Below are 20305 nucleotides of genomic sequence, written 5' to 3'. Positions count from 1 at the left end.
AAACTAAGACGCTCTTTATATTTAAATACGTATGCCTACTAATTGTGGGGTTGATGCCCTTGTGGGATAGTGGAAATATAGGTTGGCACTTCCTAAACAGATGGCGAAATTGCCGCCGGGAGGTGATTTATGAAGACTAAAAGTTTAACCATGCCTGAAAGGGAGCTGCTGGCGGGGATACTCAAAAATTACATTGGCGAGCTCCGTGTGGAGATAATCCATACCGAAACAGATACTTATAAAAAAGCCTTGCATGCCAGGGAAAAGATTTTATTCGGCATCCTTCGTAAATTGGAGGCTGCCGTTATCGAAGATAAGCCCGAGTTGCCCCTGGCCAACAAGGCCTCCTGACAGGATATAAATCTGCCGGTACTGCTTTCTGTAAACTGCAGGTATAGCTGGCTGTTTTCGGCTTGATTCAGCCCGAACCATGACCTGCTTGAATGGGGATGAATCCTTTTCAGGCAGGGGGTGCAGTGTGTTGAAGACAGATTTGATTTCCTGTCTGACGCAATGAAGTTTGTGTAAATTCAGGGGGAAAAGCTGTTATTGTAACTGGATTGGCAGGCATAAATACGCCTATGGGCGCTTTAGGACTATCTCCTCCGTGAAAACACTGGTCAATGGGCCAGCATATTATAGGGCGGTATTCCGGTCTGTGCCTTCACCTGTATGTCTGTATAACTGATAACAAAAGTAACGGCAATATTTTGGTATGGTTATTGTGGAAACAGGACAGAGCGGGTAAAGTATTAGGTATATGAATCTGACTTTGCCTTTAGCCGCTTCGCTGGAGGAGCTTCAGGCTCACCGCAGGGTTGATTATGTTGCAGCCAGAGTGCGTTTGCACCCTGATGCAGACAGTTGTGTCCGTGAGTTCAAAGGGGCATTCCTCATCTATGACGGAGCTGAATCACCTATAAACAGGGTGATGTGTCTTGGTCTAAAAGAAACCCTGCTTGAAGAAGATTTGCCTGGCATAGAGGAATTTTATAACAGCCATGGTCTTAAAGCCATGCTGGACGTATGCCCGCTGGTAGAAGAAAATATGGTCTATATGCTGGGAAAACGGGGTTATACAGTTTATCAGTTTGACAGTGTACTGGTACACGAAGTCAGCAGCTCTCACCTTGAAATGAAAGAGCCTCAGGGCATTGTTATTTGGCCGGTTAATAAGAATAATTACCTTACCTGGCTGGATGTGGTCAGCCAGGGTTTTTCCTGTACTGATTCAGACCTTGCGGCTATGCAGACCATCTGCGAGCCAAATTATCACTGCCGTAACTCTTTAGCCTATCTGGCCTATCTTGATGGCAAACCGGCCGGGGGCGGGGTTTTATATGTCAGGGGAAATATGGCTGAACTGGGAGGGGATGCTACTTTACCGGATTTTAGACGTCATGGGGTTCAGACTGCTCTTATCCGGCACCGCATGAAAATAGCTCGTAAAATGGGTGTCCGCCAGATGGTATTTGTATCCGCACCGGGCAATTCATCCGAACGTAATGCCCGCAGGGCGGGTTTTGAAATGGCCTACAGCCGAACACTGCTGCTTCAGCCCTGAAGCAGCAAATCAGCGAAGCCCTTTATTTTTTCAGGCAGAGAGCTGTCATGGCTGGCTTCTTTAGGTGTTTTGGCCAGCAGTTCCAGACTGCCCAGGTATTTCATACGGCAGACATCTGCGTATTGTTTCAAATTCAGCAGAGCTTGGCCTATACCCTCTTCGGCCACTGCTACTCCACCCATTTTTTTACCCTGCAGGCTTGGCCAGACGGGACAGGTGCGGTCTATAAAGTTTTTCATCAACCCGCTCAGCATCTCAAAATAGACGGGCGTACCCAGAACTAATATATCCGCCTGTTTCAGTTGTTCCAGCAGTTCGGGCATGTCATCTTTCTGTTTGCAGTTGCCCCTTTGGTTTTGCAGACCTGTTTCGCAGGCCAGACAGCCCGTACAGGCGCAGATGTTGTATTTCCTGAGCAATATACAGCTGGTATCCGCCCCCTCTTTTTTAAGCAGCTTGTCCAGATTTCCCAGTATGTACTCTGTATTGCCTTTTCGGGGTGATCCGCTTATTAAAACTATTTTCAGTTTTGTATTCATACCGTCTCACATTAGGGGTTTAAATATGCTATTTAATACCATGCCGGATGACTGCCTGTCCAGTATTATTGCACTTTATGCGTTGACAGCTTTATTCCGCAGTCATACAATGGCAAGATATAGTTTTGGGAAATGAGGCATGCCCCATGTTTCTGGATAATGTGAAAATCAGGTCGGACAGATTTCCGGATAATAGCGTTTATCCCTTTAATCTGGATGTACTGCATAAGACACCTCAGATAGTATTAGACAGACCGGTTACCTTTTTCATTGGCGAAAACGGCAGCGGCAAGTCCACCCTGCTTCGGGCTATTTGCCGTAAGGCAGGTGTGCATATCTGGGAGGATACCAGCCGCCTGACGCTGGATAATAACCCCTATGCGGATAGTTTGTCAGACTATCTGGAGCTTGGTTTGCCTAAGGGCGGGGTAAAAGGCTCATTTTTTGATTCACGCACCTTTCAGGACTTTACCCGTTTTCTGGATGAATGGGCGGCGGCTTCCCCGGATATTTTAAAATACTTCGGCGGGGACTCCCTTACCAACCGTTCCCACGGGCAATCGCTGATGAAATACTTTGAATCACGCTATAAGGTAAAGGGATTGTATTTTATGGATGAACCTGAGACAGCTCTGTCACCCAAAAGCCAAATCATGCTGCTGAACCTTCTGAGTCAGGCATCCGCCTCAGACCATAATCAATTTATTATTGTCAGCCATTCGCCTATATTGCTGGCATGTCCCGGTGCTTCTATATACACGTTTGATACTGCACCTGTCTCCAGTATAGGCTATTACGATACCCAGTATTACCGGGTCTACCGTGATTTTTTGAATGAGCCGGAGTCATTTATTGAGAAGTAGCATATAGTGGCGTCTGGTGCTTGGGTTTATTAAATTTAAGAATCAGGCATATTTGACGGTTAAATGGTATTGCCAAAACAGAATAATTCTGTCATAATTTAGCATCACCAGTTCAGGTTAGGCTAAACTTCCTGAAGATTAAAAAGTTGATAGACATTGTTGGTCCTGCCGGGGGAAATCAGGGTGCTGTCGGTTGAGGCGCCGAGCGGCTTAATTATCATCCAGGTCCCCTCCCGTGGGCGGAGCCCTGAGCGTAATCGGGCTAGCGGCAGGACCAGCTTATTTTTTAAGAGGTTTGAAGGCCTCTTTTTTGTTTTAAGAGGTCTTTTGCAGCTGTTATTCTTCGCCTTTGGGTTTTACGTAACCATCCCAAAACCAGTATAGCAACAAGAATATTTAAAGCCGCTTTTATTTACCTATTTTCCGCTTGAGCAAGTCTTCAAATTCAAAGCGTTTTTCGGCAGGTATGCTTTCTACAGGGAAATTCAGGCTGATTAGCATATTCCGTTTCAGATAATAGAAATGTTTTTTCTTTTGCCATTTCTTAAAAGCTGTCCAGTATATTATTCCTGTACCAGTCGCGGTAGCATGATGGATCCCGTCTTCGTTAAAAGCCCACTTATCAGTGGGGCTTGAATTTTTTGCTATTATTCTAACTAGAAAAGCATACCCGCAATATGCAATAACAACTAAGAAAACCAGCATACCCAGTATAAGTGCTATATTATCCGGATCTTCTGCCCAGATACCCACCCCTATACCCAGCAGTCCCACACACAAAATATATATGCCCCAACCTTTAAGCCTTTCAATCATATACATGCGGAGGTGTTTTTTGTTCATAGTGTATTCAATCTGAATCAAGGTTTTTATACTCCTTAGCTATTTGGACGGGTATATATTGGTATATTATTGCCCTTGTATGCCGAAATAACAATATCTATTGCAGCTTTTATTTGCGGAATTTTAATCCTGTACGTGCTAAAATGAAGTAATATTGGACAAGCTGGAAGGGGAGGATATATGCCGTCTCTAGATGTGGTAAGCACGGTAGACATGCAAGCCATGGACAATGCCGTGAATAATGCCAAGCGTGACCTTGGCAACCGTTATGATTTTAAAAATGCCAAATATGAACTGGAACTGAACCGCAAAGACAAGAAAATAGAGATTGTTGCTGAAGATGAGTTCAAGCTGAAGGCTATTATTGAAACGCTGATTCAGCAGTGCGTCCGCTTCAAGCTGGACAGCAAGTGTCTTGATATTGCGGATGCCCATACCGTTTCGCTGGGTGCTGCCAAAACCGAGATAAAAATAAAAGACGGCCTAACCAAAGAGACCGCTTCCAGAATAACCAAGTTTATCAAATCTACCAAGCTCAAGCTGGATTCTGCCATTCAAGGCGAGCAGATACGCATAACAGGCAAGCAGATAGATGACCTGCAGGAGATAATGCGTCTTCTCAGCCAGCAGGATTTTGACGTACCCTTGCAATATGTAAATATGAAACGCTAGGCTTTTATACCAGGAACCAAGAAAAGCCCGCTTTTAAGGCGGGCTTTATTGTTATAAGAAGTATTCCAGAAGATATTTAAGCTGGAAGCTTACTTTTTCTTATCCAGAAAATCCCGTATTTTATAGGTAAGGTCAGCTATATGGTTATTCAGCTCCACCATATCATCCGCAGATAATTCGGCATGGAGCAGGCTGAACCATGTTTCACCGCTTAATCCCACCAGGGCATAGTCATCCAGAGTTTCTCTGGTGCCGTCCTTGTAGTTAATGGTAAGGTATGCCACTTCTTTTTTGGTGCCGCTGATTTTAAGCATTTTTTCCCTCCTATAGAAAAAGCCCCCCGGTATTCTTCCGGAAGGCTTTTTAGCTTTAGAATTGGTAGCGGGGATAGGATTCGAACCTATGGCCTTCGGGTTATGAGCCCGACGAGCTACCACTGCTCCACCCCGCGTCAATATGCTCTGATAGTATAGTGACAATACTTGCCAAAGTCAAACGCAGTAAAAGGATACGGCATCTTGGATAAATGCCTGACGGCCACTTATCGGATATATTACGGCGGGTAAAATCAGGGTGGTATTTAGCTGCAAACAGGTGATATTGACACTATGAAAGAGACAGGTACTTAGGCATTTAAAAATATGCCATTATAGTGTAGACTAAGTCGTTTAGATATGTCTTGGTTTTTTACGGCTCTACTGGCCACTGCTCTTTTGAGCATGGTGAATATTCTGGACGGGCATCTTCTCCAAAAAAGATTTCCCAGTCTAAAAGCCTTTATCCTGCCGGTAGGGCTCCTTATGGTAATCTACAACATTCCGCTGGCTTTTGCATTTCCTTTTGCAGAGGGTACTCCCCCGGATATCATTTTGCTGGCGGTTACAGCCGGTATCCTGCGTGCCTGTTCTGTTTACATAATGCTGTTTGCTTTGAAGACTGAAGAAGTTTCGCGGGTTATACCCATATATTACTCTTACCCCATTTTTGTAAGCCTTATGGCAGTGCCGTTACTGGGCGAAAGCATAGGTTTGCTCAGGTGGTTGGCTATATTGGCGGTAGTGGGGGGAGTTATACTGGTATCTGCCCGGAAAAACGGCAATAGCGGGCCGTTCCGCCTCAGTAAGACCACGGTTTTGCTGATACTAGCGGGGCTGCTTATATCCGGGTCTGACATTATCAATAAACACGTGCTTGATGTGATTACCTTCTGGAACAGTTACTGGGTTAGCAGTATATGCCTTGCCCTGTTTCTGCTGGCGGTAGCTCTCCGCAGGGGTGTTTTTTCTGAACTGAAGGGTCTTACAAAGCCGGTGCTTTGTTACTCCCTGATAGTTTTAGATGAACTTTTTCTGTTCGGGGGTATGCTGCTCCTTCTCTGGTCTATACAGCATGGCCCTATTTCGCTGGTTTCGGCAATCTCCAGTGCCCGTCCCCTGTTTGTGCTGGTATACGCTTTCCTGTTAATGCGGCTGATACCGGGTTTCCTTTTGGAATGGCCTGCGGGCAGAAGACTGCGGATATTCCAGATATGCGGGGTGGTTTTAACTGTAAGCGGTATTGCTGTGATGAACCTTTTCAGTTGACGCTTTGCAGACCGGCTTGAAGCCGTGTTTTTTATCAGGGTGTGGTGTTATAATTTACTCGAAGGAACGATTATGCACGAAGCCCTGCTCTACCAAAAGATGCCAAACGGAGTAACCCGCTGTCATACCTGCCAGTGGAATTGCCGTATAAATCCCAACCATTTGGGCGTTTGTCAGGTCTACCAAAACATAAGCGGCTCTCTGTTCAGCCTTAATTACGGGCGTACTTCTTCGGTAGCGGTAGACCCCATAGAAAAGAAGCCGTTCTATCATTTTTATCCCGGCAGTCAGGTGTTTTCGCTGGGCAGCTGGGGGTGCAACTTTCACTGTACCGGCTGCCAGAACTGGGAGATTGCCTGTCCTGATACCTATGAAAGGCTTTTCAGCTCCCGCACCCTTTTGCCCGAACAGGCTGTTAACATGGCAAAAGAATACCATTGCCAAGGTATGGCCTTTACCTATAACGAACCTACGGTCTGGTTTGAATATACGCTGGATTGTGCCCGTCTGGCCAAAAACAGCGGTTTATATACCGTATATGTGACCAATGGCTATATGACCGCAGATGCATTGGATACTATCGGCCCGTATCTTGATGCTTTTCGGGTGGATATAAAGGGTTTTACAGCGGATACTTATAAAAAGTTATCTAAAATACAGCATTGGGAAAAGATACTGGCTATTACTGAAAGAGCAAAAACTCAGTGGGGCATGCATGTGGAAGTGGTAACAAATATTATTCCCACGTATAATGATGACCCTGAACAACTTACCGGTATAGCCCGCTGGATAAAAACCCGTCTGGGGGAGCTTACTCCCTGGCATGTCACCCGTTTTTATCCCTGCCGGGATATGAAGGATATCCACCCGACACCTATTGAGACGCTGGAAACAGCGGTTGAGATAGGTAAGGGTGAAGGGCTGAAATATATATATATGGGGAATGTGCCCGGAAATAAAAGCGAGACTACCATCTGTTCTGAATGCGGGCAGGTACTTATCCGCCGCAAAGGTTATGACAGTGAAATATGCGGGCTGGAAAATGACTGCTGCCGGCGTTGTAAGTCAAAGCTTTATATCCGGCTCTCTTCCCCGGCGGAAGGTGAATAATGTTAAGACCAGCGTCTGCGGCGGGACGTTATTATCCGGCCAGCAAAGAAAAAATTCGTTCAGTTATTACCCCATTGGAAATAAAAGGGGTGACTAAGGAGCGGTATTTAGGTGCGGTTATGCCTCATGCCGGTTACCCGTATTCGGGAGGAGTAGCCATGGCGGTAGCCTCCCGTTTGGACTTGCCTGAGACAGTTATCATACTTGGACCCAGCCATACCGGTATCGGGGCGGAATATGCCATAATGGCTTCGGGTATCTGGCAGACACCTATGGGAGAGGTGGAAATAGACTCTCCGCTGGCCCACTCTATCATGAAATACTGCCGCCATATAAAGGCAGACCCGTCTGCCCACCAGTATGAACACTCTATAGAAGTGCAGATACCTATACTCCAGTACTTTAAGCCGGATATAAAAATCGTTCCCATAACGCTCTCTTTCGGTAAGACTGAAACACTGGAAGATATCGGGCATGGCATTGCCAGTGCTCTCAGGGAAACAGGGCGGGAAGCGATAATTATTGCCTCGTCAGATATGACCCATTACGAGCCTCAGGCAGAAGCTCACTTGAAAGACAGCATGGCACTGGATGCCATTGTCAAGCTGGATGCCGCAGATATGCTGGAAAGGATACAGGCAAACCATATAACCATGTGCGGTTATGCCCCGGTTGCGGCCATGCTTACTGCCGTAAAAGAGATGGGTGCTAAAAGAGCCAGAGTGGTGGCCTACCAGACTAGCGGCGACATTACTCACCACATGGATCAGGTGGTAGGGTATGCAGGTCTGGTTGTTGAGCAAACTGAAGAATCCCCCCAGGTAACACTTGCCAGAGCGGCGGTGGAGACTTTTGTCAGAGAGAAAAAAGTTATTACCCCTTCAGCCGAAATATCCGCTGAACTTTCAGGTGAGGCAGGGGTATTTGTATCCATTAAAAAACTGGGAGAACTCCGGGGTTGCATAGGCACTTTTGAACCCCGCTTTGATAATATTGCAGACGAGATTGTCTCTAATGCCGTAAGTTCCTCAAGCAAAGACCCCCGCTTTGAACCTGTGTCAGAGTGGGAGTTGCCGTTTTTAAGTTACAGTGTTGATGTGCTGGCTTCACCCCAGTCGATAGAAGATAAGGGCAGTCTGGATGCCAAAAAGTACGGGGTCATAGTGGAAAGCGGTCACCTAAGGGGGCTGCTGCTGCCTGATTTGGAGGGGGTGGATACCCCGTCAGAACAGATAGCCATTTGCCGCCAGAAGGCTGGCATATCTGAAGATGCACCGGTAAAACTTTATCGTTTTGAAGTGCAAAGATATCATTAGCATTTTAGTACGGCGGGGGATATTTGCCGGGCGGGTACAAGTAAATTTGCCTGCCTTGTGGTACAATTCCCTTTGGTTTATTCTTGGTTTAGCTTATAAGCTGGAGGCAGACTAACATGGCATACGGAAGCGGTGCCGGGGCTTATGCAGCCATCGCCCAGGCAACCAAGGCCTCAGGGGTTATAGTCCGCCTGGAGCCGCAGGAATTTTTGTCTTTGCTTAACAGGGTAAAAGACCCGCTCATAGTTACCGCCAAATCCGGCTGGCCGGCATCCGGACACCAGTACCTTACCAGTTTCAAGGGGCTGGCTTTTTACACAAAATCTTCTTCTCCGCTGGTGCTGCCCGGCATGGCAGATATAATCACCGCCCAAAGTATCTGGATACCCTGATAATAGGAGACTTATGTCAAAGATAGATAACCGGCTTTTTTACGCCAGTGAGATATATTCGGAAGAACTGCGTTTCAGGGTTATGGAGATTATGGCTATTATTGAGTCGGCTGTAGGTGTGGTTATAATATCCTTACTGGGGTATTTAGCCATCAACCCGCCTACGCCTGCGGATGAGGTGCCTTACTGGCTGGTAATATTTATGGCTCTGGTAATGCTGGGCGTGACACTGCTGGTCTACAATATGCGCAAAATGTTTATCAGCCTTTCTACCGAAGGCATTTATATACGCTTCGGTTATTTCAATCGTTTCTTCCCCTGGCTGGATGTGGAATCGGCTGAAATAAACGGTCGCAACCGTGATTTTTACGGCGGCTATGGCGTGCGTATGACCTGGGATAAAAAGGGGCGGATACTGGTTTGTATCACTCCCAAAACGCCTACAGTTTCTATAAACCTGGTAAACAGCAAATACCGCAAGCTGGTTATTTCTACCAACCATCCGGATGAGGTGCTTTTGATAGCCAGTAAACATGCCGGAAAGAATTATGGATCTTTTTGATGCAGGCGCTGAAAAACTGAAAAAAAGCCAGTCTCCGCTGGCTGCAAGAATGCGTCCGGAGGGGCTGTCTGAATTTGTGGGGCAGGATCACCTCATAGGTGAAGGCCGCGCCCTCAGACTGGCCATAGAGGGTGACAAAATACCCTCGCTCATTTTTTGGGGGCCGCCGGGTTCAGGCAAAACTACTCTGGCGAATATAATTGCCCGTCGTCTGGATGCCCATTTTTCGGCACTGAGTGCCGTTTCAGCCGGGGTGGCGGACTTGCGGCGGGTGGTAGAGGAAGCCCGTGAACGCCTGAAATTTGAACGCAGGCGGACTATCCTTTTTATAGATGAAATCCACCGTTTCAATAAATCCCAGCAGGATGCCATTTTGCCCTATGTAGAGGATGGCACAGTGGTGCTTATCGGTGCTACTACTGAAAACCCCTCGTTTGAGGTAAATTCAGCCCTTCTTTCCCGCGCTCAGGTATATGTCTTAAATCCCCTTTCCGAAAAAGAAATATCGCTTATTCTCAAGCGTTCTTTGGAAGACCAAAATGGTTTAGGGAATTACCATGCCAGATTGCTTGAGGATGCCGAAAAGCATATCAGCAGCTTTGCTCAGGGTGATGCCCGTATCGCTTTAAATATACTGGAACTGGCGGTTATGACCACCCCGCCGGACAAAGACGGCTGGAGGGTGGTAGGCTTGCCCCAGGTTGAAGATGCCGCCCAGAAGAAAAGCCTGCGGTATGATAAAAGCGGCGAACAGCACTACGATTTGATTTCAGCCCTGCACAAAACTATGAGAGGCTCTGACCCGGATGCGGCTATTTACTGGCTGGGCAGGATGCTGGAAGCGGGAGAAGACCCTTTATATATTGCCCGCCGGGTAATCCGTTTTGCCACCGAAGACGTGGGTCTGGCTGACCCGCAGGGGCTGGTGGTAGCTATGGCCGCCCAGCAGGCAGTCCACTTCTTGGGTATGCCCGAAGGCAAACTGGCACTGGCCGAAGCGGTTATTTATCTGGCCACTTCACCCAAGAGTAATTCCGTATATGCAGCTTATTCCAGTGTCCAGAAGGAAATAGCCCGAAACCCTCAGACAGATGTGCCGCTGCACCTTCGCAATGCCCCAACCGGCCTTATGAAAGATTTGGGTTATGGCAAAGATTATAAATATGCCCATAACTATCAGAACCACTTTGTAAAGCAGCAAAATCTGCCTGAAGCTATCAAGAACAGCCGGTTTTATTTTCCGGGTAAACTGGGTTATGAACTTAATATCGTAAACAGGCTGCGTGCCTGGTGGGGAAATGCTAAAGCTGATACAACTACAGGAGAAAAACATGATGGCAGCTGAAAATGAATTTGCACCTCAGATAGCCCGTTTGCCGGGGGTAGATTTATCATATAGGGAGGCGGGTACCGGCAAGGCATTGGTATTTATGCATGCCGGCATTACGGACAGCCGTTCCTGGCATAACCAGCTCAGCGAATTTGCCAAAGACTACCATGTAATCGCACCGGATATGCGCGGTTACGGGCAGAGCGTTATTACCGATGATATTTTTAACTACTACCGTGATGTGCTGGAACTGCTGCATCTTTTGCGTGTAGACAAAGCGGTGCTGGTGGGCAATTCGGTGGGTGGTACGTACGCTCTGGATTTGGCTCTTTTCCACCCAGATATGGTTTCTGCTCTGGTGCTGGTAGACCCATGCATGCGCGGTTACCGCAATACAGATGAAAAATTTTTAGACCTTGACCGCCAGCTGGACGAACTGATTTCGCTTGGACAGAAGACCAAAGCCATAGAGCTTTATTTACAAATTTGGCTGGTTGGTAACGGCCGGACAAACGCAGATATAGACAAGGGTGTCTACCGGTTGTGTAAGAAAATGCTGGAAGAAAACTATCAGGCAGTAATTGGCGGTAAACGGGAACAAAGGTTAAAACGCCCTCAGGCCGAAGATTACCTGAGCCTTAAAATACCTACACTGGTACTGGTAGGCGAACATGATGTTCCTGATATGCATGTTATCGGGGAACGTTTCAGCCAGGCAATCCCGCGGGCCTCTTTTCAGGAAATAAAACAGGCCGGGCATTTGCCTGCTTTGGAAAAACCGTCGGCGTTTAACGGCCTGCTTCGCGGTTTTTTACAGCAAAACGGCCTTTAGCTCTATAGTTGAAATCCCATTCTGTATTAGAATTGAAAAGAAGTGGCGGGCTGCAGCCCGCCACTTGATTTTGTTAAAGAGTTAAGCTGACAGGTTATTATTGACTAAGGTCTACCACTGGGGCAACAGGTGCATTTTTTTTGACAGATTCAATGCCGTTAATTGCATTGGCATGGGTGGTATAGCCTTCGCCGGAGTCAGCAATCGTCTGCCCGTTGCTGGCTATCAATCTCCACCGGAATTCGCCTTTTTTGTCTTTGAAAAGTTCAAATTTGGACGCCATAAATGCCTCCTCAGAGTTATTTATTTAACCCATTATAGGTAAACATATATTTGAATATACAATAAGGGCAAATACTTATTTTGGGGCTGATTAAGGCTAAGTAACTGCTTAAAAGCAGCAAATATATTTTGTGCAAATACTGTTGTAGGGTTTACAGTTTAATCTCTCTGGGTTATACCGCTCAGTTTATCCTGTACCCGTTTGGCATGTTCAGTGGTGGCTGCTACCAGAGAGTTGGTAATATTTTCAAGTTTAGGATCGCCATTCTTAAATACATCCAGAAAATGTTTTTCCAACAGGGATTTTTCAATATATAGACTGATACTGAGCGCCTGATGGAGGTTTAAATTCTTAATTTTCTCCGGCTGCATTTCCTGCAGCATATAGTTTTGATACGCTTTGATGGCTAGAGTGGTAAAAGTTTTTAATTTTAGCGGGGAATTTTGTTCGGCAGCTTGCCTGGATATATTTATAATCCAGTCATGGTGATTGTCCTCTTCGGATGCAATGCTAAGAAAAAATGCTTTTTCTGCCGGAAAACGCTGGGCATAAAGACGGTAAAGCTGCCCTATCAGAGTCTCGTTATCTGCCATAAGTTGTATTATTTCAGTCATAGCAGTATTCCTTAAGGCGTATTTAATTTATGTCTTGAGAGATTGCGTTATATGGCATATAATATAACGTTCAAAAGGTGGCAACTGCCTGCCAGACGGTTGCCCATTTATTAGATTATATATGTTTTCTCTGCGGTATCATAGAGTTGCCGTTTGGCGGCTGTTATTTAATACAAAGATTTCTAGGAGGACACATGGAACTTACATTGGGAGAAGCTACCCGCTACGTTTTGAATGAGAATTATTCAAAAGTAGCGGCTGGTATGTACGTTGATGCTTTTCGTTTGAAAGACGGAGAAAAATTTAATCCGGAAACTGCGCCTGACAAGGCCAAATGGCTGGCTCAGATTGAAACCAAACTGAAAGAAATGCATGCTTCAAAGAAAGAAGCCGGCACTTTCAGCCAGCCCCGCCACGAAATCGCTCAGGAAACTTATGTAGAAACTAAGCTCTGGCTTGAGAAACTGCTGGACATCAAGGGTTATGAAGAAAAGAACAAGGGTTTCCATCTGGGGCTTGAGTTCAAGGATTCAGTCAAATAACTCTATTGAGGGTATTTTAAAAAGGGGTGGCAGTATTACTGCCACCCCTTTTTGCAGTTCGGAGGGATTAGCTGCGGGTTTTCCTCATGGCAAGATAGGTAGCCTCCAAGCGGGATAGATCCAGTTCGCCGCTGCGTGACATAAGGAATATGTGGTCTTCTTTCATGCCCAGTTTTACCATATCCAGAGCGATTTCATCCGTATCGCAGGTAACCACTTTTGAAAGCGGCAGTACGTGTTTGATAGCCCAGCCGTGGGCGGTATGGGCATCATGCAGTATATCAGGGCCGACTGCTGTCAGGGTAATAGGCTTTAAGCAGCCTATACGGCAGACCAGTCCGGCTAGTATGCCGTAGTCAGACATATTTATGGCATGGATAATATCCGGCTTTAGAGACATCAAGGAAAGCTGAGCTTGAAAAAAAGTCAGATAGGTAAATGGGTATTTAACCGGAAACACTAAATGGTGGAATTTGATTTCTTTTGCTATTTCAACCCCGTCTTTTATTTGGTCAAAGCTGAATATGTGTACCTCGTGGCCGCGTCTGGCGAAAGAATTTGCCCATTTCAAATTTAACTCGTCAGATGCATTAGCCAGCAGACAGAGTTTCAGTTTCGTCTTATTATCCAAATTTTTACTCCAGTTTTTTCTAAACGCCATATTTTCTCACTTTAGCCCCAAATAATAAAGGCTGGTGATACTCAGAATTGATATAAAGTACCTTTAAATAGAATATATTTAAGGGTACGGTTAATTACATAATAAAAAAATATCTAAAGCAAAAAAGGTATTTACATTTCGGTAATCCGGTGTTTAAACTGATGTTAATAAATTTAATAGCCTGAGGAGAGGGATTTATGTTGGATCTGATTGATACTGCATCGGCAAACTTAAATCTTTCTATCTTGTGCAAAGCAGTTACCCAGGTGGGCCTTATCGTCACCCTTAGGGGCGGGCCATTCACTATATTGGCACCGGATAATGATGCTTTTGCAAAAATGCCGGAAGGTATGCTGGACTACCTGATGGAAAATGAATCTGAATTAAAATCTGTAATGCTTTATCACATCATACCAGGCCGTTATACTGCTGGGGAGCTATCTAAATTGTATTCCATTAATACAGCTTTGGATAAACCGGTGGAGATTCAGATTTCCGGTAAAATTCTGGCTATAAATACCTCTCATATTGTCACCAAAGATATAGAAACTGCCAATGGTTTGATACACGTTATTGACAAAGTGTTATTCCCGCTCAAATAATATAGTTGTTCGGACCTTACCGGGTGCATATGTAACCCGGTTTGAGGTAGAACGGACGGCAGTTAATCCGGAGGGGGTGACTGCCGTCCTTGTTTATGCGGTATTTAAAGGGTGGAATGGTATAATTTGGTTTGGAAGTCAGCTATTGCGGAGAGAAATAAATGTTTGAATATAATAATATTTGGACTCGTATACTGAAATACCTGCGCAGCCGGTTTTTAGCCGGTATTCTTATAGTTGTGCCGGTCGGTGCTTCAATACTTGTTCTAATTTGGCTTTTTCAGTCTATTGATCATATCCTCCAGCCTGTCGTGTCCGGGATATTCGGCCAGGAGATAGTGGGGCTGGGGGTAGTACTTACAATACTGCTGGTGCTCATAATCGGCATACTTCTCAGCAATTATTTAGGGCACAAGGTGGTAAAAACCTTTGAAAATCTGGCTTATCGCCTGCCCCTTTTCGGGCAAATTCAAAAAGGGGTTAAACAGGTACTGGAGAGCATATCCGGCCTGAAGAAAGCATCTTTCCGCGAGGTAGTTATACTGGAGTTTCCCAAGCCCGGTTTGAAGGCTATGGGGTTTATAACCAACAGGGTTGTAAACAAAGAAGACGGACAGGAATACAATCTGGTTTTTATCCCCAATGTCCCCAATCCCACCAGCGGTTATCTGGAGCTGATTCCTGATGAAAAGCTGATGCGTACGGATATACCGGTAGAGGTAGCTATAAAAATGCTTATCTCAAGCGGTATTGTTGCACCGGAGAGTTTTGTTGCTAAAAAAGCCCCTGAAGAAACCCCTTCTTCATAGACAGTAAGCTTCCTTGTAGTGACAACTTTGTTGACAATTTAGCTGTGAAATGGCTTTTTAAAGCCTTTTACAAGGCTGAATTTGACATTATTTATTGAATTAGGTTATTCTGTTGTCACTTCTTATTTCTCTGCTTCCCTAGTTCTCCAATAGGAGAGGTTCCCGAATTTACCCCGGCATAGTTATCCTTTAACTGTCTGAGTAAATCTTAAGGAGGTCGGAAAGCATGAGCAACTTTTCTTTTATTCTATTCTGCGGATACTGATAGCTTTTTAGTATACGCAGGGTACCTCTGTCTGCTGTAATCACAGCGCTTGACTGATTGTATTTTATTTCTGGTTTGCCGAAAAATCCGACAAATAGAAGGGGAGTAGTTTTCTCTCATTTTATGGTTTAAACGGAAATAAACGGCAAGTGATATATAAAATACAATCGGACTTGGAAACCGCTAAAAGCAGGTCTTTTCCGTCAGGTACATGTTAAGACCAGTAATTATCAGGAGGTAATGAATGTACAAGAAGATCCTGGTTCCGTTGGACGGTTCAAAGGTTGCTGAAGGAGTATTACCTCATGCCAAGGCTTTGGCCTTTTCAGAGGGTAGCCAGATTCTGCTTTTAAATGTGGTGTCTAATCCTGCTGTGGAGTTCGCATTTTCAGACCCTGCCATTGCCGCTGTTTCAGTAAATGAACAGGTAGACACCGGTAAGGAATATATGGCCGGTGTTGAAAACAAACTCAAAGGCGAGGGGTATGATGTCAGGGTTCTGTTAAGGGAAGGCGGAGCCGCTGAAGTTATACTGAATGTAGCAGAGAAAGAGAAGGTGGACGTGATTGCCATGTCTACACATGGACGGAGTGGTGCCGCCCGCTGGTTACTGGGAAGCGTAGCCGAACGGGTTGTTCGTCACTCCCATATTCCCATAATGCTTATCCGCTCGGAAGAATAACCTTAACAATTCCAGCGGCAAAGCAAAGAGTTAACAAATAAATTAAAAGAGAGCTATAGGAGGGACATATGATGCAAACATCTAGCCCCCCCACTCCCAAAGGTATATGGAAGGTAATATTCGCTTCTTCCGCCGGTACGGTTATAGAATGGTATGATTTTTATATCTTCGGTGCTTTGGCAACTACCATTGCCAGCAAATTCTATAATACCGGTACACCCATCGGCGATATTATCGCTTGGCTGGGCACGTTTGCTGTCGGTTTTCTGGTTCGCCCGTTCGGTGCCATAGTTTTTGGCCGGATAGGTGATCTGGTTGGCCGCAAATTTACTTACCTTATTACTATTACCATCATGGGCTCATGCACCTTTCTTATCGGTTTGTTACCCACCCAGGATGTTCTGGGCCCCTGGGCTGGTATAATCCTTATTTCCATGCGTATTCTCCAGGGTCTGGCTTTGGGTGGCCAGTACGGCGGTGCGGCTACCTTTGTGGCTGAACACGCCCCGCAGGGAAAGCGCGGTTTCTATACCAGTTGGATTCAGACTACGGCAACACTGGGCTTGCTTATTTCTCTGGGTGTTATTTTGCTTACCCGCATAGGTCTGGGAGAAGCAGACTTCAACGAATGGGGCTGGCGTCTGCCTTTCATGGCATCCATATTGCTGGTAGTACTGTCACTCTGGATACGCAGAGCTCTAAAAGAATCTCCTTTGTTCCAGCAGCTTAAGGATACCAAGGCTGTTTCGAAAAATCCGCTCAAGGAAAGCTTTGCCAATCCTTACAACCTGCGCTGGGTTTTGATAGCCCTGTTCGGGGCTACCATGGGTCAGGGCGTGGTCTGGTACACAGGACAGTTCTATGCTCTATTCTATCTGCAAAAAATCTTTGAAACCCCGCTCATTGATTCCAACCTTATAGTCGGTGCGGCTTTGTTATTGGCCATGCCGTTCTTTGTCTTCTTCGGGTCTCTCTCTGACCGGATAGGCAGGAAGAAGGTAATGCTGACAGGTATGCTGCTGGCTGTGCTGACGTACTATCCTATATATGGTTTGATGGCAGCGTTTGCGCCTACTGACCCTGGTCAGCATTTCCTGTTTGATTATATAGGCTACAACCCTGTGATGCTGGGTCTCCTGGTATTTATTCAGGTGATTTATGTAACTATGGTTTACGGGCCTATTGCCGCCTTCCTGGTAGAGTTATTCCCCACCAAGATACGTTATACTTCCATGTCTCTGCCTTACCATCTGGGTAATGGTGTCTTCGGTGGTTTGGTTCCTATGATAGGTATGATACTTATCAATGCTACAGGCAATGACTTTGCCGGGTTGTGGTGGCCTATGGCTATTGCCGGTATATGTTTGGTAGTGGGTTTCATGTTTATTAAGGAAACCAACAGGGTGGATATATCTGATGCCTCCACTTCAATCTCAGTTAAACACGAGGCTGATAAAAGGGCACTGGATAGATAACACTTTCCATGCAGTTGCCAGTACTCTCTAAGATTTGACAGTACAAGCCGGGTAAATGACAGCCGCCCCTCCACAACGAGGGGCGGCCGGTTTTATGGGCAAAAGAGCTTAGGGAACTGTAACATTTGTCTAGTTCGCTTAAATCTATCTCAGCCCATACAAAAGGGGCAACTTTAATATCGCCCCCTTGGGTAAGAACTATTAGCTGGACTTTGATTAGTTGTTTTCAGTGCGTTTGCGTGCCCGAAGCCGCATCTCGGTATCCAGTATCTTTTTCCGCAGGCGGATACCCTTGGGGGTTACCTCAACCAGTTCGTCATCGGCGATAAAATCCATAGACTGTTCAAGACTTAGTTTCATAGGCGGTACCAGCTTTATGGCAATGTCCGAGGTAGACGAACGGATATTGGTCATCTTCTTTTGTTTGCAGACATTTACCGCCAGGTCAAGCCCTCTGGCATGAAGACCGACTATCATACCCTCGTAAACGGGTATGTTGGGGTCTATCATCAGTATGCCACGTTCCTGTGAGTTGTTAAGCCCGTAAGTGCAGGATAAACCTGCTTCGGCTGCTACTAAAGCGCCGGTCCGGCTTTGTTCTATTTCACCGCACCAGGGTTGAAAATCCAGAAACTGGCTGTTCAGTACGCCCGTGCCTCTGGTGGCTGTCAGGAAAGAGTTGCGGAAGCCGATAAGGCCGCGGGTAGGTATATTGTATTCCAGCCTTACGTTTCCTTCCCCGTCATTGTGCATATCGGTCATACGTGCCTGCCGTTTACCCAGAAGCTCGGTGACCTCTCCTACAAAATCCTCGCGGACATCTATCGTCAAAGCTTCTACCGGTTCATAGACTTTGCCGTTAATATTCTTGGTAATAGCTTCCGGTTTGGATATTTCAAACTCATATCCTTCACGGCGCATAGTTTCCACCAGTATAGACAGGTGGAGTTCGCCCCGTCCGGAAATCAAAAATGAGTCCGGTGAATCGGTTTCTTCAACCCTCAACCCTATATTGGTCTCAAGCTCGCGGAAAAGCCTTTCCCGAAGCTGGCGTGAGGTGCAGTATTTGCCATCCCGCCCGCCGAAGGGTGATGTGTTTACCCCGAAAGTCATGCGGACAGTAGGTTCGCCTATTTCAATGCGGGGCAGGGCTTCGGGCTGAAGAGGGCTGGCGACAGTATCACCTATAGATGCATTCTCCAGACCGGTAATGGCTACTATTTCACCCGCTTCGGCACATTCCACTTCCTGTTTGCCCAGTCCCATAAAGGTAAATACCTGACCTACTTCAAAAGAATGGGCTTTATTTTGGGAATCTATATTAACAACCCGGTCATGGGAACATATTTTGCCCCGTTGGATACGTCCGATAGCTATCCGTCCTTTGTGGGTATCATAGTCCAGGTTAGAAATCAGCATCTGGAATTCCCCTTGGGCAATGCTGGGAGGGGGTATTTTGGCAAGTATGCACTCAAACAGGGGGATAAGGTCAGTGCTTTTAGTACCGGGGGTATTTACAGCATAACCCTCGCGGGCAGAAGTATAAACTACCGGGAAGTCCAGTTGTTCCTCAGTGGTAGCCAGTTCCAGAAACAAGTCCTGTACCAGCCCCAGCACTATTTCAGGGCGGGCATTTTCGCGGTCTATCTTGTTTATAACTACGATAGGCTTCAGCTTTTTCTGCATGGCTTCCCTAAGCACAAAACGGGTTTGGGGCATAGGGCCGTCAATGCTGTCAATTACCAAAAGACAGCCGTCAGCCATGTTCAGCACCCGCTCAACTTCACCCGAAAAATCAGCATGTCCGGGGGTATCGATAATGTTTATTTTTACTCCGCGGTAGGTTATGGCTGTATTTTTCGCCAGGATAGTAATTCCTTTTTCCCGTTCCAGAGTATTGCGGTCCATGATAAGTTCGCCAACATGCTGGTTTTCACGGAAAATACGGCTTTGTTTAAGCATCACGTCCACCAGGCTGGTTTTGCCGTGGTCTACGTGAGCAATAATGGCAATATTACGGATATCTGTTCTCTGGTAGTTTTCCAAAATCTTTCTCCTGAAAATAGCCTGGATACAAGGGCACACTTCGCCCTGCAAATCTCAAAAAATGAAAAAGCGGGAGTTAAACGGAAAAGACCAGTCGGTAACGCTGGCGTAAGCCGTAGGGGATATGGGTGAAAATGTTATTCAAGTTTGTTTTTACTGCTTCTTTATTCACTATCTGAAAAAATATTTTACTCTTTTTAGGAAAATATGGCAAAAAAGACGAATTGGTATTTGTAAATAGTAATACACAATTGTATAATTACCTCTGGTGGTTTAGAACACAGGTTGTCTCATCGGTTAACCCTTCACTTTGGATGACCGCAAATCTAGCCAACTATTTTCAGAGAGGAGGTCATCCAAATTGGCTTACCAGGATAAAGAAATCCAGTGTGCTGATTGCGGCGCTTCATTCACCTTTACAGCTTCCGAGCAGGAGCTTTATGCTTCTCGCGGCTACACCAATGATCCCAAGCGCTGCGTTAGCTGCCGCCAGGCCCGCAAGGCTGAAAGAGGCGGTTCGACCGGTGGTTTCGGGGGTATGAGCAGAGGTCCCGCTCGCCAGATGTTCCAGGCTGTCTGTGCACAGTGCGGTCAGGACACCGAGGTTCCCTTTGAACCCCGTCAGGGTCGTCCCGTGTATTGCAGCAATTGCTACAATCGCGTAAAGGGCGGCAGATAGTCACTAGTTTAAGAAACTAATTAAAGCCCTGCTTGTGAGAG

24 protein-coding genes and 1 tRNA gene are annotated in these 20305 nt (G+C 46.0%); 17 read left to right on the top strand and 8 right to left on the bottom strand.

Annotated elements, in window-relative coordinates; genetic code table 11:
* Positions 1–129: 129 nt before the first annotated feature.
* Both ASJ33_RS06760 and ASJ33_RS06755 read left to right on the top strand, forming a co-directional pair.
* Complete coding sequence (locus tag ASJ33_RS06760) at positions 130–351, top strand: hypothetical protein (RefSeq protein ID WP_023652636.1); 222 nt, start codon at positions 130–132, stop codon at positions 349–351.
* A 409-nt stretch (positions 352–760) separates the two neighbouring features.
* A complete protein-coding gene (locus ASJ33_RS06755; protein ID WP_041331247.1) occupies positions 761–1564 on the top strand; it encodes a GNAT family N-acetyltransferase in 804 nt (267 codons plus the stop codon).
* On the opposite strand, the gene ASJ33_RS06750 is transcribed toward ASJ33_RS06755, so the two are convergent.
* Entirely contained in the window at positions 1555–2103 is a 549-nt protein-coding gene (locus ASJ33_RS06750; RefSeq protein ID WP_041331245.1) for a flavodoxin family protein, read from the bottom strand. The two genes, ASJ33_RS06755 and ASJ33_RS06750, sit on opposite strands and share 10 nt — an antisense overlap.
* A 146-nt stretch (positions 2104–2249) precedes the next feature.
* Here ASJ33_RS06750 and ASJ33_RS06745 point away from each other — a divergent pair, with 146 nt between their 5' ends.
* The gene (locus tag ASJ33_RS06745; RefSeq protein ID WP_012882363.1) at positions 2250–2966 is read left to right on the top strand and encodes an AAA family ATPase; all 717 of its coding nucleotides are present in this window, start codon (positions 2250–2252) and stop codon (positions 2964–2966) included.
* Positions 2967–3374: 408 nt separating this feature from the next.
* Here ASJ33_RS06745 and ASJ33_RS06740 read toward each other — a convergent pair whose 3' ends face one another.
* Positions 3375–3830 carry a YcxB family protein gene (locus ASJ33_RS06740; RefSeq protein WP_023652631.1) on the bottom strand — a complete coding sequence of 152 codons (456 nt, stop codon included), beginning with the start codon at positions 3828–3830 and terminating at the stop codon, positions 3375–3377.
* A gap of 159 nt (positions 3831–3989) precedes the next feature.
* Between ASJ33_RS06740 and ASJ33_RS06735 the strand changes: the two genes are divergently transcribed.
* Positions 3990–4481: a YajQ family cyclic di-GMP-binding protein gene (locus ASJ33_RS06735; RefSeq protein ID WP_023652630.1), complete on the top strand. Its 492-nt coding sequence runs from the start codon at positions 3990–3992 to the stop codon at positions 4479–4481.
* 89 nt (positions 4482–4570) lie between these two features.
* Here ASJ33_RS06735 and ASJ33_RS06730 read toward each other — a convergent pair whose 3' ends face one another.
* On the bottom strand, positions 4571–4795 hold the full coding sequence (locus tag ASJ33_RS06730) for a hypothetical protein (RefSeq protein WP_023652629.1): 225 nt from the start codon (positions 4793–4795) through the stop codon (positions 4571–4573).
* A gap of 62 nt (positions 4796–4857) precedes the next feature.
* A tRNA-Met gene (locus ASJ33_RS06725) sits at positions 4858–4932 on the bottom strand.
* 223 nt (positions 4933–5155) lie between these two features.
* Here ASJ33_RS06725 and ASJ33_RS06720 point away from each other — a divergent pair.
* The 7 genes from ASJ33_RS06720 (at position 5156) to ASJ33_RS06690 (ending at position 11606) form a co-directional block, all read left to right on the top strand.
* Positions 5156–6064, top strand: a complete 909-nt coding sequence (locus tag ASJ33_RS06720) for a DMT family transporter (protein ID WP_041331242.1) — start codon at positions 5156–5158, stop codon at positions 6062–6064.
* A 72-nt stretch (positions 6065–6136) separates the two neighbouring features.
* Positions 6137–7174 carry an AmmeMemoRadiSam system radical SAM enzyme gene (amrS, locus tag ASJ33_RS06715; RefSeq protein ID WP_041331240.1) on the top strand — a complete coding sequence of 346 codons (1038 nt, stop codon included), beginning with the start codon at positions 6137–6139 and terminating at the stop codon, positions 7172–7174.
* Positions 7174–8490, top strand: coding sequence for an AmmeMemoRadiSam system protein B (gene amrB, locus ASJ33_RS06710; protein ID WP_023652626.1), 1317 nt, complete (start codon positions 7174–7176; stop codon positions 8488–8490). The genes amrS and amrB overlap by 1 nt, the downstream gene beginning before the upstream one ends.
* A gap of 116 nt (positions 8491–8606) precedes the next feature.
* The gene (locus ASJ33_RS06705) at positions 8607–8882 is read left to right on the top strand and encodes a hypothetical protein (RefSeq protein WP_041331239.1); all 276 of its coding nucleotides are present in this window, start codon (positions 8607–8609) and stop codon (positions 8880–8882) included.
* 13 nt (positions 8883–8895) lie between these two features.
* Positions 8896–9444 (top strand): hypothetical protein, encoded by a 549-nt coding sequence (locus tag ASJ33_RS06700; protein ID WP_041331238.1) that lies wholly within the window; start codon positions 8896–8898, stop codon positions 9442–9444.
* A complete protein-coding gene (locus ASJ33_RS06695; protein WP_041331236.1) occupies positions 9416–10789 on the top strand; it encodes a replication-associated recombination protein A in 1374 nt (457 codons plus the stop codon). Before ASJ33_RS06700 ends, ASJ33_RS06695 begins: the two co-directional genes overlap by 29 nt.
* Positions 10776–11606, top strand: coding sequence for an alpha/beta fold hydrolase (locus ASJ33_RS06690; protein ID WP_236886591.1), 831 nt, complete (start codon positions 10776–10778; stop codon positions 11604–11606). Before ASJ33_RS06695 ends, ASJ33_RS06690 begins: the two co-directional genes overlap by 14 nt.
* Positions 11607–11703: 97 nt before the next feature.
* Here ASJ33_RS06690 and ASJ33_RS06685 read toward each other — a convergent pair whose 3' ends face one another.
* Positions 11704–11889: a YegP family protein gene (locus ASJ33_RS06685; protein ID WP_012882353.1), complete on the bottom strand. Its 186-nt coding sequence runs from the start codon at positions 11887–11889 to the stop codon at positions 11704–11706.
* 158 nt (positions 11890–12047) lie between these two features.
* A complete protein-coding gene (locus ASJ33_RS06680) occupies positions 12048–12503 on the bottom strand; it encodes a rubrerythrin-like protein (RefSeq protein ID WP_023652619.1) in 456 nt (151 codons plus the stop codon).
* A gap of 194 nt (positions 12504–12697) precedes the next feature.
* On the opposite strand from ASJ33_RS06680, the gene ASJ33_RS06675 reads away from it, so the two are divergent.
* Positions 12698–13045 (top strand): hypothetical protein, encoded by a 348-nt coding sequence (locus ASJ33_RS06675; RefSeq protein WP_012882351.1) that lies wholly within the window; start codon positions 12698–12700, stop codon positions 13043–13045.
* 67 nt (positions 13046–13112) lie between these two features.
* Here ASJ33_RS06675 and ASJ33_RS06670 read toward each other — a convergent pair whose 3' ends face one another.
* Entirely contained in the window at positions 13113–13706 is a 594-nt protein-coding gene (locus ASJ33_RS06670) for a glycosyltransferase (protein ID WP_231854685.1), read from the bottom strand.
* Positions 13707–13903: 197 nt separating this feature from the next.
* Here ASJ33_RS06670 and ASJ33_RS06665 point away from each other — a divergent pair, with 197 nt between their 5' ends.
* The 4 genes from ASJ33_RS06665 (at position 13904) to ASJ33_RS06650 (ending at position 17539) form a co-directional block, all read left to right on the top strand.
* Positions 13904–14308, top strand: a complete 405-nt coding sequence (locus ASJ33_RS06665) for a fasciclin domain-containing protein (RefSeq protein ID WP_041331234.1) — start codon at positions 13904–13906, stop codon at positions 14306–14308.
* Positions 14309–14469: 161 nt separating this feature from the next.
* Positions 14470–15117 carry a DUF502 domain-containing protein gene (locus ASJ33_RS06660; RefSeq protein ID WP_012882348.1) on the top strand — a complete coding sequence of 216 codons (648 nt, stop codon included), beginning with the start codon at positions 14470–14472 and terminating at the stop codon, positions 15115–15117.
* A 509-nt stretch (positions 15118–15626) separates the two neighbouring features.
* Entirely contained in the window at positions 15627–16064 is a 438-nt protein-coding gene (locus ASJ33_RS06655) for a universal stress protein (RefSeq protein WP_012882347.1), read from the top strand.
* A gap of 68 nt (positions 16065–16132) precedes the next feature.
* Positions 16133–17539, top strand: coding sequence for an MFS transporter (locus tag ASJ33_RS06650; RefSeq protein ID WP_012882346.1), 1407 nt, complete (start codon positions 16133–16135; stop codon positions 17537–17539).
* Between the two features lie 216 nt (positions 17540–17755).
* Here the strand turns inward: ASJ33_RS06650 and typA are convergent, their stop codons facing one another.
* On the bottom strand, positions 17756–19585 hold the full coding sequence (gene typA, locus ASJ33_RS06645; protein ID WP_023652613.1) for a translational GTPase TypA: 1830 nt from the start codon (positions 19583–19585) through the stop codon (positions 17756–17758).
* Positions 19586–19946: 361 nt separating this feature from the next.
* On the opposite strand from typA, the gene ASJ33_RS06640 reads away from it, so the two are divergent.
* Positions 19947–20264, top strand: coding sequence for a zinc-ribbon domain containing protein (locus ASJ33_RS06640; RefSeq protein ID WP_010936985.1), 318 nt, complete (start codon positions 19947–19949; stop codon positions 20262–20264).
* Positions 20265–20305: the final 41 nt, after the last annotated feature.

The sequence above is a fragment of the Dehalococcoides mccartyi genome (genome assembly GCF_001889305.1).
Lineage (GTDB): Bacteria > Chloroflexota > Dehalococcoidia > Dehalococcoidales > Dehalococcoidaceae > Dehalococcoides > Dehalococcoides mccartyi_A.
This window is presented reverse-complemented; position numbering and strand designations above follow the sequence as displayed.

Bases quoted from the DNA above. Each gene is read 5' to 3' on its own strand.
- ASJ33_RS06760 (WP_023652636.1), top strand. From the start codon at position 130: ATGAAGACTAAAAGTTTAACCATGCCTGAAAGGGAGCTGCTGGCGGGG.
- ASJ33_RS06755 (WP_041331247.1), top strand. From the start codon at position 761: ATGAATCTGACTTTGCCTTTAGCCGCTTCGCTGGAGGAGCTTCAGGCT.
- ASJ33_RS06750 (WP_041331245.1), bottom strand. From the start codon at position 2,103: ATGAATACAAAACTGAAAATAGTTTTAATAAGCGGATCACCCCGAAAA.
- ASJ33_RS06745 (WP_012882363.1), top strand. From the start codon at position 2,250: ATGTTTCTGGATAATGTGAAAATCAGGTCGGACAGATTTCCGGATAAT.
- ASJ33_RS06735 (WP_023652630.1), top strand. From the start codon at position 3,990: ATGCCGTCTCTAGATGTGGTAAGCACGGTAGACATGCAAGCCATGGAC.
- ASJ33_RS06730 (WP_023652629.1), bottom strand. From the start codon at position 4,795: ATGCTTAAAATCAGCGGCACCAAAAAAGAAGTGGCATACCTTACCATT.
- ASJ33_RS06720 (WP_041331242.1), top strand. From the start codon at position 5,156: ATGTCTTGGTTTTTTACGGCTCTACTGGCCACTGCTCTTTTGAGCATG.
- amrS (WP_041331240.1), top strand. From the start codon at position 6,137: ATGCACGAAGCCCTGCTCTACCAAAAGATGCCAAACGGAGTAACCCGC.
- amrB (WP_023652626.1), top strand. From the start codon at position 7,174: ATGTTAAGACCAGCGTCTGCGGCGGGACGTTATTATCCGGCCAGCAAA.
- ASJ33_RS06705 (WP_041331239.1), top strand. From the start codon at position 8,607: ATGGCATACGGAAGCGGTGCCGGGGCTTATGCAGCCATCGCCCAGGCA.
- ASJ33_RS06700 (WP_041331238.1), top strand. From the start codon at position 8,896: ATGTCAAAGATAGATAACCGGCTTTTTTACGCCAGTGAGATATATTCG.
- ASJ33_RS06695 (WP_041331236.1), top strand. From the start codon at position 9,416: ATGCCGGAAAGAATTATGGATCTTTTTGATGCAGGCGCTGAAAAACTG.
- ASJ33_RS06690 (WP_236886591.1), top strand. From the start codon at position 10,776: ATGATGGCAGCTGAAAATGAATTTGCACCTCAGATAGCCCGTTTGCCG.
- ASJ33_RS06685 (WP_012882353.1), bottom strand. From the start codon at position 11,889: ATGGCGTCCAAATTTGAACTTTTCAAAGACAAAAAAGGCGAATTCCGG.
- ASJ33_RS06680 (WP_023652619.1), bottom strand. From the start codon at position 12,503: ATGACTGAAATAATACAACTTATGGCAGATAACGAGACTCTGATAGGG.
- ASJ33_RS06675 (WP_012882351.1), top strand. From the start codon at position 12,698: ATGGAACTTACATTGGGAGAAGCTACCCGCTACGTTTTGAATGAGAAT.
- ASJ33_RS06670 (WP_231854685.1), bottom strand. From the start codon at position 13,706: ATGGCGTTTAGAAAAAACTGGAGTAAAAATTTGGATAATAAGACGAAA.
- ASJ33_RS06665 (WP_041331234.1), top strand. From the start codon at position 13,904: ATGTTGGATCTGATTGATACTGCATCGGCAAACTTAAATCTTTCTATC.
- ASJ33_RS06660 (WP_012882348.1), top strand. From the start codon at position 14,470: ATGTTTGAATATAATAATATTTGGACTCGTATACTGAAATACCTGCGC.
- ASJ33_RS06655 (WP_012882347.1), top strand. From the start codon at position 15,627: ATGTACAAGAAGATCCTGGTTCCGTTGGACGGTTCAAAGGTTGCTGAA.
- ASJ33_RS06650 (WP_012882346.1), top strand. From the start codon at position 16,133: ATGATGCAAACATCTAGCCCCCCCACTCCCAAAGGTATATGGAAGGTA.